General features: G+C 61.6%; 13 protein-coding genes. 3 read left to right on the top strand and 10 right to left on the bottom strand.

The window, feature by feature from the left end; translation table 11 throughout:
- Nucleotides 1–11 precede the first annotated feature (11 nt).
- The gene (locus BFP99_RS11060) at nt 12–836 is read left to right on the top strand and encodes an ion transporter (RefSeq protein ID WP_065924473.1); all 825 of its coding nucleotides are present in this window, start codon (nt 12–14) and stop codon (nt 834–836) included.
- 96 nt (nt 837–932) lie between these two features.
- Nucleotides 933–1,937, top strand: a complete 1,005-nt coding sequence (locus BFP99_RS11055) for a sulfate ABC transporter substrate-binding protein (protein WP_065947265.1) — start codon at nt 933–935, stop codon at nt 1,935–1,937.
- Nucleotides 1,938–1,992: 55 nt separating this feature from the next.
- Here the strand turns inward: BFP99_RS11055 and BFP99_RS11050 are convergent, their stop codons facing one another.
- Entirely contained in the window at nt 1,993–2,607 is a 615-nt protein-coding gene (locus tag BFP99_RS11050) for a DUF5666 domain-containing protein (RefSeq protein ID WP_065947264.1), read from the bottom strand.
- A 141-nt stretch (nt 2,608–2,748) separates the two neighbouring features.
- On the opposite strand from BFP99_RS11050, the gene BFP99_RS11045 reads away from it, so the two are divergent.
- Complete coding sequence (locus BFP99_RS11045; protein ID WP_065947263.1) at nt 2,749–3,945, top strand: MFS transporter; 1,197 nt, start codon at nt 2,749–2,751, stop codon at nt 3,943–3,945.
- Here the strand turns inward: BFP99_RS11045 and BFP99_RS11040 are convergent.
- The 9 genes from BFP99_RS11040 to BFP99_RS11000 all read right to left on the bottom strand — a co-directional run bounded on the left by BFP99_RS11040 (nt 3,942) and on the right by BFP99_RS11000 (nt 12,393).
- Nucleotides 3,942–4,346, bottom strand: a complete 405-nt coding sequence (locus tag BFP99_RS11040) for a type II toxin-antitoxin system HicB family antitoxin (RefSeq protein WP_065924469.1) — start codon at nt 4,344–4,346, stop codon at nt 3,942–3,944. The two genes, BFP99_RS11045 and BFP99_RS11040, sit on opposite strands and share 4 nt — an antisense overlap.
- Nucleotides 4,347–4,357: 11 nt before the next feature.
- Entirely contained in the window at nt 4,358–4,546 is a 189-nt protein-coding gene (locus BFP99_RS11035) for a type II toxin-antitoxin system HicA family toxin (protein ID WP_065947262.1), read from the bottom strand.
- Nucleotides 4,547–4,788: 242 nt separating this feature from the next.
- Nucleotides 4,789–6,273: a M10 family metallopeptidase C-terminal domain-containing protein gene (locus BFP99_RS11030; RefSeq protein WP_065947261.1), complete on the bottom strand. Its 1,485-nt coding sequence runs from the start codon at nt 6,271–6,273 to the stop codon at nt 4,789–4,791.
- Nucleotides 6,274–6,637: 364 nt separating this feature from the next.
- The gene (phnN, locus tag BFP99_RS11025; RefSeq protein WP_065924466.1) at nt 6,638–7,210 is read right to left on the bottom strand and encodes a phosphonate metabolism protein/1,5-bisphosphokinase (PRPP-forming) PhnN; all 573 of its coding nucleotides are present in this window, start codon (nt 7,208–7,210) and stop codon (nt 6,638–6,640) included.
- A 597-nt stretch (nt 7,211–7,807) separates the two neighbouring features.
- Nucleotides 7,808–8,203, bottom strand: coding sequence for a hypothetical protein (locus tag BFP99_RS11020; protein ID WP_065924465.1), 396 nt, complete (start codon nt 8,201–8,203; stop codon nt 7,808–7,810).
- Nucleotides 8,204–8,218: 15 nt separating this feature from the next.
- Nucleotides 8,219–9,409, bottom strand: coding sequence for a c-type cytochrome biogenesis protein CcmI (gene ccmI, locus BFP99_RS11015; RefSeq protein ID WP_065947260.1), 1,191 nt, complete (start codon nt 9,407–9,409; stop codon nt 8,219–8,221).
- Nucleotides 9,402–9,875: a cytochrome c-type biogenesis protein gene (locus BFP99_RS11010; RefSeq protein ID WP_065924463.1), complete on the bottom strand. Its 474-nt coding sequence runs from the start codon at nt 9,873–9,875 to the stop codon at nt 9,402–9,404. Before BFP99_RS11010 ends, ccmI begins: the two co-directional genes overlap by 8 nt.
- Nucleotides 9,872–10,408: a DsbE family thiol:disulfide interchange protein gene (locus BFP99_RS11005; RefSeq protein ID WP_010211784.1), complete on the bottom strand. Its 537-nt coding sequence runs from the start codon at nt 10,406–10,408 to the stop codon at nt 9,872–9,874. The genes BFP99_RS11010 and BFP99_RS11005 overlap by 4 nt, the downstream gene beginning before the upstream one ends.
- Nucleotides 10,405–12,393 (bottom strand): heme lyase CcmF/NrfE family subunit, encoded by a 1,989-nt coding sequence (locus BFP99_RS11000; RefSeq protein WP_065947259.1) that lies wholly within the window; start codon nt 12,391–12,393, stop codon nt 10,405–10,407. The genes BFP99_RS11005 and BFP99_RS11000 overlap by 4 nt, the downstream gene beginning before the upstream one ends.
- Nucleotide 12,394: the final 1 nt, after the last annotated feature.

Below are 12,394 nucleotides of genomic sequence, written 5' to 3'. Positions count from 1 at the left end.
AGGCGGGCTTTATGGACAGCAACAACGACTGGCGTCAGCGGCTCTACGTCATGGTTTTTCAAAGCGACACCGTCGCCGGGCGGCGCTTTGACGGCATCCTGCTGTTGATCATCCTCGCCAGCCTGGTGATCGTGATGCTCGACAGCATCGACCAGGTCCACCAGAACTACGCCGATGTGCTGGCCTACATTGAATGGGGCTTCACCCTGATCTTCCTGATCGAGTACGGGTTGCGCCTGTACTGCTCGCCCAAGCCGTTGCGCTACGCCTTCAGCTTTTACGGGCTGGTGGATCTGCTCGCCATCGTGCCCGGCATCCTTGCGCTGTACTACAGCGACGCGCAGTACCTGCTGATCATCCGCATCATCCGGATGCTGCGGATTTTCCGCGTGCTCAAGCTCAGCCCGTACCTCAAGCAGGCCAACTACCTGATGGCGGCGCTGCGCGGCAGCAAGCAGAAGATCGTGGTGTTCCTGGTGAGCGTGTGCACCCTGGTCACGGTGTTCGGTACCTTGATGTATGTGATCGAAGGCCCGGAGCACGGCTTCACCAGTATCCCCAAGGGCATCTATTGGGCGATCGTGACGCTGACCACCGTGGGCTTTGGCGATATCGTGCCCAAGACGCCGTTGGGCCAGGTGATTTCGTCGCTGGTGATGATCACCGGTTACTCGATCATCGCCGTGCCCACGGGGATTTTTACTGCCGAGCTGGCCAGTGCCATGCGCGGTGAGCAACTGCAACACGACTGCCCGGTCTGCAGGAAAAACAGCCACGAGCCCAACGCGGCGTTCTGTTCGCGCTGCGGCAGCAATCTTTTTAAGAAAGTGGAATAAGCAAAGTTCTTTTTAATCTTTAAGCGACTAAGTGCCCCCGGCTATAGTCGCTGGCAATGTGCCTCCCCTCTTCTCCCGAACAACAAGGAATGAGCAGTGAAAAAACTCGTAAGCGCCTCTCTCCTGGCCGCCGGCCTTGCCCTGGCGGGCGCCGTCCAGGCCGCCCCGGTCACTCTGCTCAACGTCTCCTACGACGTGATGCGCGATTTCTACAAGGACTACAACGCCGCCTTCCAGAAGCACTGGGAAGCCGAGCACCCGAACGACAAGCTGACCCTGCAGATGTCCTTCGGCGGTTCCAGCAAACAAGCGCGCTCGGTGATCGACGGCCTGCCAGCTGACGTGATTACCATGAACATGGCCACCGACATCAACGCCCTGGTCGACAACGGCAAACTGGTGCCGGACGACTGGGTCACCCGCCTGCCGAACAACAGCGCGCCGTTTACCTCGGCCACCGTGTTCATCGTGCGCAAGGGCAACCCGAAAGCCCTGAAAGACTGGCCTGACCTGTTGAAAGATGGCGTGCAGGTGATCGTGCCCAACCCGAAAACCTCGGGTAACGGCCGCTACACCTACCTGTCGGCCTGGGGTTATGTGCTCAAGAACGGCGGCGATGAAGACAAGGCCAAGGCCTTTGTCGGCAAGCTGTTCAAACAGGCGCCCGTGCTGGACACCGGTGGCCGCGCCGCCACCACCACGTTCATGACCAACCAGATCGGCGACGTGCTGGTGACCTTCGAGAACGAAGCGGAAATGATCGCGCGTGAATTCGGCCGTGACCAGTTCGAAGTGATCTACCCAAGCGTCTCCGCCGAAGCCGAGCCGCCGGTGTCGGTGGTGGATAAAGTGGTCGAGAAGAAAGGCACCCGCGTGGCGGCTGAAGACTACCTGAAGTACCTGTGGTCGCCGCAAGGCCAGGAAATCGCCGCCAACAACTACCTGCGCCCGCGTGACCCGAAGGTGCTGGCCAAGTACACCGACCGCTTCCCGAAAGTCGACTTCCTGTCGGTGGAGAAGACCTTTGGTGACTGGCGCACCGTGCAGAAAACCCACTTCAATGATGGTGGGGTTTTCGACCAGATCTACTCCGGTCAGTAACTGACAAATGTGGGAGGAGGCTCGCCCCTCCCACATTTAGATCTGGGTTTTGCAGCTACATCGGCGGTGTCACGCCATCCTTGCCGGCTGAGATGGCTTGGGCCGTGATTTTCCCATCCGCCCCCTGCGCGGCAAACAACACCACCTTCACCCCCGGCTTGAGCAAGCTGCGGTCCCCCGGTTCCAGGTTGACGATCGGCACATCCTCCGGCACCACGATCTTCTGTTCGCCGCCTTTGTATTTCACGGTCAACGTCCGCCCTTTGCTGACCACCAGGTCGCCGACGGTGCCGTTGGTCATGCTGCTGCCTTCCTTCAGGTCAAACGCCCGATGCCCGTCCCCCGTGCCAGCCATGGCTGGCGGGAACACATGCACTTCCAGCGCCGTGAGAGTACCGTCGGCGTTGGGCATGGCGGCCGAGCCGATGTAGCTGCCGGGTTTTATTTCGTCGATCTTGGCCAGGGTAACGGCGCGCACCTGGGTATCCTTGGTCAGGTGCACGGTGACGTCTTCACCGCTGTTGACCTTGACCTGCATCGCATCCCCGTCCATCGCGGTGATTGCCCCGCGTACGCCTACGCGCGGGGCATCGGCGGCATTGGCCAGGCCCAGGGCCATTGCAGCAGCGAGGCTTGAAGCCAGGAGTATCTTGTTGAACGTGATTTTCATGGCGCTGGATTTCCTGTTTCAGCAGTTGTTTCTGAATGTATCATCACCCGGCATAAGTGATATCACCACAAACGGCCTACTCGCCGTTGAGCCTTGTCTTTACTCTCGCTCGCCATCTACCTTCGCTTTTATGAGAACACCATGAATGCTACCCCACACGCTACGAGCACCATGACCCGCGCAATGGTGATGCTGTTTGCGTTTTGCTGCGGCGCCATCGTCGCCAACATCTACTACGCCCAGCCGATCATCGAACTGATCGCCCCCGACATCGGCCTCACCCCCGCGATGGCCAGCCTGATTGTGTCCCTGACGCAGATCGGCTATGCCCTCGGCCTGTTTTTCCTGGTCCCCCTGGGCGACCTGCTGGAAAACCGCAAGCTGATGATCATGACGACCGTGGTGGCGATTGCCAGCCTGTTGGGCGCGGCCTTTACCGAACAACCGAACCTGTTCCTGCTGGTGTCGTTGCTGATCGGCTTCAGTTCGGTGTCGGTACAGATCCTGATCCCCCTGGCCGCACACCTGGCGCCTGCCGAGTCTCGGGGCCGGGTGGTCGGCAGCATCATGGGTGGCCTGCTGCTGGGCATCCTGCTGGCGCGGCCAGTGTCCAGCGTCGTGGCTGACCATTTTGGCTGGCGCGCGATGTTCATGGCCGCCGCCGCGTTAATGGCGTTTATCAGCGTGGTGCTGATGCTGACCATCCCCAAGCGCCAGCCTGACCACAGCGCCAGCTACGGCCAATTGCTACGTTCTTTGGGCACCCTGCTGCGTGAACAACCGCTGCTGCGCCAACGCGCGTTTTACCAAGGTTGCATGTTCGCCACGTTCAGCTTGTTCTGGACCGCCGCCCCGCTGGAGCTGGTGCGCAACCACGGCCTGAGCCAGACCCAGATCGCGATCTTCGCCCTGGTCGGTGCCATCGGCGCCATTGCCGCCCCCATCGCCGGGCGCCTGGCCGATGCCGGCCACACCCACCGCGCGTCGCTGCTGGCCATGGTCTTTGCGGTGTTGAGCTTCCTGCCGGCCTTTGTGCACCCACTGTACAGCGTGATCGGCCTGGCGGTGACCGGCGTGGTCCTGGACTTCTGCGTGCAGATGAACATGGTCCTCGGCCAACGCGCCATCTATGCACTCGACGCCAACAGCCGCAGCCGCTTGAACGCGCTGTACATGACCAGCATCTTCATCGGCGGCGCCTTCGGCTCGGCGATTGCCAGCAGCGTGTACGAACACGGCGGCTGGCTGGGTGTGATGCTGGTGGGCAGCGCGTTCCCGCTGGTGGCGTTGCTACGGTTCCTCAGTGCGTCGCGGCAAACGGCTGTCGCCACCGCCTAGGAACGCACCAACTTCTCCAAAGCCGCATCCGCCAGAAATGACGAGCGGCTTTTGACCTTGTGCTCGCGCACATACCGGTCGATTCGCTGGATGACATAGCCGGGCAAGGTCACATTGACCTTCTCGGTCTTGCCCAGATACGGCGAGATGTCCAGTTCCAGCATGCCCCAGCCCATCCCGGCGTAATCTTCGTGGGTGTGATGATCGGCCACCGACGTTGGCATCGGAATCACCCCGCCCTCTGCGGCGATCTCCTGCAGCAGGATGTGCGCGACTTCTACCGCGGCGTTGTAGGCCTCTTCGAAACTGTCCCCGGCGGTGACTGCGCCTGGAATATCGGGGATCTGGATTCCGGTGGCGGTGAAGTCATCGCCCCATTCGATACAGATTGGGTATTGCATGAATGCTCTCCTTAAAACTGAAACAGCCCGGCACGTTTCCTGATACTTCTGATGGTGCCCAGCGGCAGATCCTTCTTCGGATGCGGCACCGGGATCGTGTACGGGTTATAGCGGTGGGTAAAAATATGATGACTGCCCGTGACCCGATCAAGCACCCAACCCGCCTCTTGCAGCTCCTTGATCAATAGCCTGCTTTGCACACCAGCCTCCTTGGCTCGGCCTAAATAAAAGTAACCCTAGAGTTATCTTTACTCAAGCACAAAATAGGTCAGGCTGACTGATGGTTGTTTTGCGCGATGTTGAAAACCGCCAACCGAGTGACATGCCATGGGCATTCCCCACAGGCTTGTCTGTGCGTTGCAAGGGCCAAGGCGCTGGCGTTTGCCGACCATGGCAGGCGCTGATCAAGGCTTGAGCCTGTCAGCGCCTCGTCATGGCAGTGTTATCTGCGGGCATCCGACGGCTGGACGATGTTTTGTATCCACTGCAACAAGGCTGAGAACGCCTTGATCATTACCTCGCGTAACGCTGCAAGCGGGTCCGTGCTGCTATCCGGCGGCGGCGCAGGGGCCGGTGTGGGGACAACCTTCGGTGCGGGTTTAACCTCCGGCTTTTGCCCCTGCCACTGCACATCGCCGGGTTTGATCTGGCCAATGCTCTTGACCACCAGGTCGGCGCTGCCGCTCCCCTTCAGATCTATCTCCAGGCTTGAACGCCCGGTGGCCGCGTCGTGCCTGAGCAATGCCTCGCCGGCGCGACCAGAGAATCGATCAGTGAACGTCAGGGCACCGACGCGCGCCTCTTTCAATGCACCCGAGACGTCAATCTTGTCCGTCCCGCTGGTAAAGTCCTCGATCAGATCAGGATGCTGTGGTGTGGAGTCGCTGGCCTTGTCGTAGTCAAAAATATCCGCCCCGCCGCCGCCCCGCAGCCTGTCTGCACCCAAGCCGCCCTTGAGCCGATTGTCCGCCTCATTCCCCGTCAAGACATCACGTCCGGCCCCACCGATGGCGTTTTCAACCACGCAGCCCTTGGCGATGGAAACATTGCCCTTCAAGCCGCCCACATCGGAAAACGACTCGGCGTTCAAATTGATGTTCTGGTTCTGGGAAAACCCGGAACAATCCAGGGTGTCGTTACCGCCCCCATCCCATATGCAAAAGATAGCTTTATCCCTGGCACTGGTGAGGGTCATGGCGTCGCGGCCGGTATTGGAATTGAAACCGTAGGTGGTGTCGGTGTTGCGGGTTTTGTGATTGGCCCCATAGAGCCGCTGAACGGCTGCGATGTCATCCATCATCGGGGCAGAGGGATTCGAATACCGAAAATCATGGCCGGCCTGGTTCGTCTCCGACCAGTAGCTCATCACACTGCGTGCCTTTGTATCGCCGGCATACCTGGCACCATTGTTGTAATCAGCACCGCCGCCATTGTAGTCACCCGGATGCTGCAGGCCGATGGCGTGGCCGATTTCATGCACGGTAGTGACTGAAAAGTGACTGCCCTGCGCCGGCGAACTACTTTCTCGCAGTGTGCCGACCGTGGCCGTGGTGGTGGTAATGCCGCGCGAGGGTGAGCTGGCGACGCCACGGTCACCGCGCGGGTTGTTTTTGATGTGGACCGTGCCGTCGGCGCCGGCTGCCCGTTCCTTGAAACTGATGTTGGCCACGTCCTCCCAATATTGCACCGCCTGGCGCACTCGGCGTTGCTGCGCGACGCTGAACGTCGGGTCTACCGTATAGGAGAGGTCGATCCGCTTGTCGCCATTACGGTCGTGGAAATGCAGATTATTGCGGGTGATGTACTTTCCGGCCTGTTCCGTCGTGAAGGTTGGTTTGCGACCGGCGCCCACACCATAGGGGCCAGGATCGGAAGGCGGCAGGTTTTCAAGTGAGAAGTTGAGCCGAGAACGTTCAGAGCAAATCATGGGCAGTGCGCTCCCTATAGTAAGTTAATGAGTCGAGTCAATCAGAATCGACGCAATAAACTCCCATGCAGAAAACGCTCAGGACAGCGCTGATTTAGTTCGTACTGAAACACACTAAGGCGGCGCAACATGCGCTAAGACAGGCACTAAACCACTTGCAATTTAAACAACTGAACACACACTTTCGCGCAAAAAAACTTATTGGATTTTCAGGAAAAAAACATAATCCTACAAAACCGTGCTGATTTGACTACACCAAATCCGGCCTCACCCAGATACATGCACTTAAGGTTTTCCGCCGAATTCGCTGCATGTCAGGATCTCGCCGCTTGACATGCCCCGCACGTCACCGGTGCAGGCAGGGTCAGGCCCATACGCAATGCCCCTGGTTCAGGCAACACAGCAGGCGCTCGACCGTGTGTTCCAGTGGCCCGGAGTTATCCAGCACAAACAACCCCGAGCCATTGCCGGCGATCAGTTCGGCGGTGAACCGTGCATTGCGCGCCAGACGCTCCTCGATATCCGCCTGGGCCTCACGCCCCCGCGCCACCAGGCGCTGGCGCAATACGGCTTGATCCACCGCCAGCAACAGCACCCACACATCCGGGTAGCGCTCGCGGGTCTGCGCCAGGTGCGCGCGAGAACCATTGACCAGCACGTCCTCCCCCGCTGCCAGCCATTCGTCGATGACCTTGGGGATGCCGTAGGACAACCCGTTGGCGTGCCAGCTGAGGGCAAACGCACCCTCGGCCTGCATCACGGCGAATTGCTCCGGGCTGACGCCCTGGGCCGCCTCGCCCACCGCTTCCGCCGAGCGCGTGATCACGCGGCGCACAATCCGGCAACCGCGCTCGGCCAACCGCGGGCGTGCAGCCTCCAGCAGGCTGTCCTTGCCCGAACCCGATGGCCCGATGAGATAGATCAACCTGCCCGCCATCAAAACATCCTCTTCGCTTGTTGCCAGATTGGTTGCACCACGGGTAGCCCTGCGCGACTCCTGGCTTGGACCTGGTCGGCGCGCAGGCCAATGGCGATTTTCCCCGCACTGGAAAGTATATCCAGCAATCCCTCGGCAGCGACCACGTTACTGAAGTGCGCGCCGCCTCAATATTTGCTGGGCGTAGTGCTTGCTCAACCCTGATGGGTTGGTGAGTTTTTTGAAAGTCGCCTGTGGCGGTGATTCAGTCCGTTTCAAAGGGCGAGACAGCCGGAAGTATCTTCAATTCAAAATCTTCCAGAGCCAACATCGCCCCATTTGAAGATGATTCAAGCCGCAAGCAGGTGCTAGCGGTGGTACGGATGGTTGAGATTGTGCAGTTGTTAGGGGGTGCGGCACTGGAGCGGGAGTGTACTGTGGCTTGATGGCCGAGGAGATCTCCTGTGGGAGGGGGCCCCCGATAGCGGGAGGTCAGTCAGGCATTAATCAACTGAAAGACCGCTATCGGCGGCAAGCCCCCCTCCCACATTTGCCCTCCAGTGTCTGGAAGAATGGGTTTCACAGGCATGAAGAAGGCGACTCGAAGGTCGCCTTTCGTCATTGCGCGTACTGCTTGCTCAATCCCGGCGGCACGCCTTGCACGTCGGTGTCTTCCCAGGGTCCGTTGGGGCTGATGGAGCGGCTCCAGCCGTTGCTCCAGCGGTAGTAGGTGCGCTGGCGGTAGAAGGTGTCGGGCTGGTCGTCGAGCACGTACACCTGCATCTTGCCGTCCCAGTGGCTGGCGGCGCCCGGTGGTGGGGCGAAGGTCGGCGATTTGGTCGGCAGTGGCTTCGGCGGCGGGGTAACCGGGCCCGAGGGCTTGGTGCTCGGCTGGGTCGAAGGGCCTGACGATGGGATAGTCGGGCCGGTCGGCGCAGGCGGTGGGCGGTGGACCGCACAGGCGCTCAGGCCCACTACCAGGCTGAGCAGGGTGATGCGTGCAAATGCGGTCATAGGCGTTTCCTCGAATTACTTGTCCGGACTGTCGATGGTCAGCTGCTGCAGTGCAGTGGTGGTGCTGGCCAAGGGTTGGCTGCGGCCGATCCACTCGCCAGTGGTCGGTTGACCGGCCCGGGATATGCGCGCAACCAGTTGGACTTCAGGGAAGTTGGACAGTTTCAACTGCGGCATCATCGCGTCGGCATCGCCGAGGTCGACGGTGACGGGCAACTCGGCAACGGTGACGCGCTTGGCCGCCAAGGGTGCCGGCGGGCCGCTGACGGCGCGGGCGAAGATAAATACGCTGTCGGTAGGCAGGGATTTGGCCTTCACATCCGCGGACAAATCCACACGCACTTTAAGAACCGCTCCAGGCGCCGGGGCGACGGTGCCGCCGCTCTCTTTCAACTTCTCGGCTGCGCGGTCGATGCCACCTTGCAACGCGACACGGGAACTGTCTTGCGGCGGCAACTGGGCCAGCAGACGCTTCCAGTAGTCGATTGCCTCTTGATAACGCTGGCCTTCGAACGCGGCGATACCGAGCAGGCCGAGGCTGGTGACTTCCTTCGGGTCAAGCTTCAAGGCTTCGTCGGTCAGCGCCTGGACCTTGGGCGACCACTGTTTGTTGTCGGCAAAGTACTGCGCCTGGGCCCACTGGCCGAGCAGTTCCGGCTGGCGCCCGGCCAGCGCCACGGTACGCTCGAAGACCTTGGCGGCATCGGCGGAACGATCCTGGGCCATATAGGCGCGACCGAGGAAGTACAGGCCTTCCGCCGAGTCCGGTTGGGCGGCGGCGGCGCGTTCCAGGCGCTGGGTCATGTCTTCCATGGACACCGGCGGTTGGGAAAACTCGCGGGTCAGTTCAACCTTGTCGCTGGCACCGAAATGCATATACAGGCCAAGGCCGAGCACCGGCACAAGGATGGCGGCGAGCAACGGCAGCGGCTTGCCCAGGCGCGATTCGCGGGGCTTTTCCACGCCTTCGGTGTCGGCCAGCAGCTCGCGGGCGGCTTCGGCGCGGCCGCTGTCGAGCTGCGCGGCGTCGAGCACACCTTCGTCCTGCTGCACTTGCAGCTCGGCCACACGTTCTTGGTAAAGCGCCACGTTCAGCGCGGTGCGGTCCTCTTCACGCTGGGCGCGGCGGCCACGCAACACAGGGATCAACAGGAAACTCAGGGCAATCAGAAGCAGCAAGCCGGCTGCGAGCCAGAAATCAATCATCAGTCTTGGTGTCCAGCAATTGGTCGAGGCGTTTACGCTCTTCGGGGGATAGCGCGTCGGAACCATCGGTAGGCGCGGCGCGGCGACGGCGGACGATCACGGCCATCACCACCACGCCGGCCAGCAGCAGCCCGGCGGGGCCGAACCAGAGCAACGCGGTCTTGCCGGTGAGGGCCGGTTTGTAGCGCACGAAATCACCGTAGCGGTCGACCATGAAGTCGATGATCTGCTGGTTGTCCTTGCCCTCCCCCAGCATGCGGAAGATTTCCTTGCGCAGGTCGGCGGCGATGGGCGCGTTGGAGTCGGCGATGTCCTGGTTCTGGCACTTGGGGCAGCGCAGCTCCTTGGTCAGTTCGCGGAAACGCTCGCGGTCACTGTCCTTGGCGAATTCGTAAGTGTCGATGGCAGCGTGGGCCACCCCGGCCAAGCCCAGCGCCAGCACGGCAGCGGCTAACAGGCGCTTCATGGCTTGGCCTCGTCGACCAGCGCCTGATACTTGGCGGCCAGTTGCTCGCGCCACACCACTTCGTCGATCACGCCGACGTATTTGTCGCGGATCACACCCTTGGCATCGATAAAGAAGGTTTCCGGGGCGCCATACACGCCGAGGTTCAAACCGAGGTTGCCGTCCTCATCACGGATATCCAGCTGGTAGGGATTGTGGAATTCCGCCAGCCACTTCAAGGCCGCCGCGTTGTCGTCCTTGTAGTTGATGCCGTAGATCACCACGCCCTTCTCGGCCAGCTTGTTCAGCACCGGGTGCTCGACGCGGCAGGAGATGCACCAGGTGCCCCACACGTTGACCAGCGCCGGTTTGCCGAGCAGGTCGGCCTGGGTCAGGGTCTTGTCACCCTGCACGGTCGGCAGGCTGAACGCGGGGAACGGCTTGCCGATCATCGCCGAGGGCAGCTCGGCCGGGTCCAGGTACAAGCCGCGATACAGGAATACCGCCACTACCAGAAACAGGGCCAGCGGCACGACCATCAACCAACGCTTCATACCGCCGCTCCTTGCAGGCCCAGCGCTTCGCGCACCCGGCTCTTGACCTTGACCCGATACCGGCGATCCAGCGCCGCGAGCAAACCACCAAAGCCGGTGAGCAAGCCGCCGAACCAGATCCAGCGCACGAACGGTTTCACATGCACGCGCACGGCCCAGGCGCCATCGCCCAAGGGTTCACCCAGGGCCACGTAGAGGTCACGGGTGAAACCGGCGTCGATACCGGCTTCGGTCATCATCGAACTCTGCACGGTGTACAGGCGTTTTTCCGGGTGCAGCACGGCGATCTCTTTACCGTTACGCACTACGCGCACGGTGCCTTTGTCTGACGTGAAGTTCGGCCCTTCGAAGTGCTTGGCGCCTTCGAAGATGAACTGGTAACCGGCCAGGTCCATGGACTCGCCCGGCGCCAGGCGCAGGTCGCGCTCGGCGCTGTTCTGGCTGGAGAGCACCACGCCGAGGGCGCACACGGCGATGCCGATGTGGGCGATCTGCATGCCCCAGTAGCTGCGGGTGAGGGTCGGCAGGCCTTTGACCAGGCCTTTGTGGCGGGTCTTGTCGACGATGTCACGCACACCGGCCAGCAGTACCCAGGCGGCGAGCAGGAAGGTGGCGAGCACCGCCCAGTTGAAGTCGCCATAGGCGATACCGGCGACCACGGCCAGGGCCACGCTGCCGAGCAGCACCGGCATCAACATGCCGGCCAGCCATTTGACCGGGGTGTCCTTCCAGCGCACCAGCACACCGACCGCCATCACCCCCATCAACAGGCCCATCAACGGAATAAACAACGCGTTGAAGTACGGCGGGCCGACGGACAGCTTGGCGCCGCTCAGGGCATCCAGCACCAAGGGGTACAAGGTGCCGAGCAGGATCATCGACGCGGCCACCACCAGCACCAGGTTATTGCCCAGCAGCAGGGTTTCCCGCGACCACAGGTTGAAGCCGACCTGGCTCTTGACCACCGGTGCGCGCAGGGCGAACAGGGTGAGGGAGCCGCCGACCACAAACAGCAGGAAGATCAGGATGAACACACCGCGCTCCGGGTCGGAGGCAAACGCATGCACCGAGGTCAACACGCCCGAACGCACGAGGAAGGTGCCGAGCAGGCTGAGGGAAAATGCCGCGATGGCCAGCAACACGGTCCAGCTCTTGAACACGCCGCGTTTTTCGGTGACGGCCAACGAGTGAATGAGTGCAGTGCCGACCAGCCATGGCATGAAGGACGCGTTTTCCACCGGATCCCAGAACCACCAGCCGCCCCAGCCGAGTTCGTAGTAGGCCCACCACGAACCAAGGGTGATGCCGATGCCGAGGAACGCCCAGGCGACGATGGTCCACGGCCGCGACCAGCGCGCCCAGGCCGCATCAAGGCGCCCGCCGAGCAAGGCGGCGATAGCGAAGGCAAAGGCCACGGAAAAACCCACGTAGCCCATGTAGAGCATCGGCGGGTGCACGATCAGGCCGATGTCCTGCAGCAGCGGGTTGAGGTCGTGACCGTCCGCCGGGATCTGCGGCAGGATGCGGGTGAACGGGTTGGAGGTCATGATCAGGAACAGCAGGAAGCCGATGCTGATCATGCCCATCACCGCCAGCACCCGTGCGAGCATGACTTGCGGCAACTGGCGCGAGAACACCGACACCGCGAAGGTCCAGCCGCCGAGGATCAACGCCCACAGCAGCAGCGAGCCTTCGTGGGCGCCCCACACCGCGCTGAACTTGTAGTACCAGGGCAAGGCGCTGTTGGAGTTATTCGCTACATAGGCGACGGAAAAGTCGTCGGTCATAAAGGCGTAGGTCAGGCAGCCGAACGCGAACACCAGGAACGCACACTGGCCCCAGGCCGCCGGCTGCGCCAGGCTCATCCACAGGCGGTCACCGCGCCAGGCACCGAGCAACGGCACCACCGCCTGGACGATGGCAAAGCACAGGGCGAGGATCATCGCCAACTGGCCCAGTTCCGGAATAAACAATGCAGACGTCATC

Origin of the sequence: Pseudomonas sp. 1 R 17 (assembly GCF_900067035.1) — a bacterium.
GTDB classification, from domain to species: Bacteria; Pseudomonadota; Gammaproteobacteria; order Pseudomonadales; family Pseudomonadaceae; genus Aquipseudomonas; species Aquipseudomonas marginalis.
Note: the sequence above shows the minus strand (reverse complement) of the source record. Positions and strands in the feature narration are given on the sequence as shown.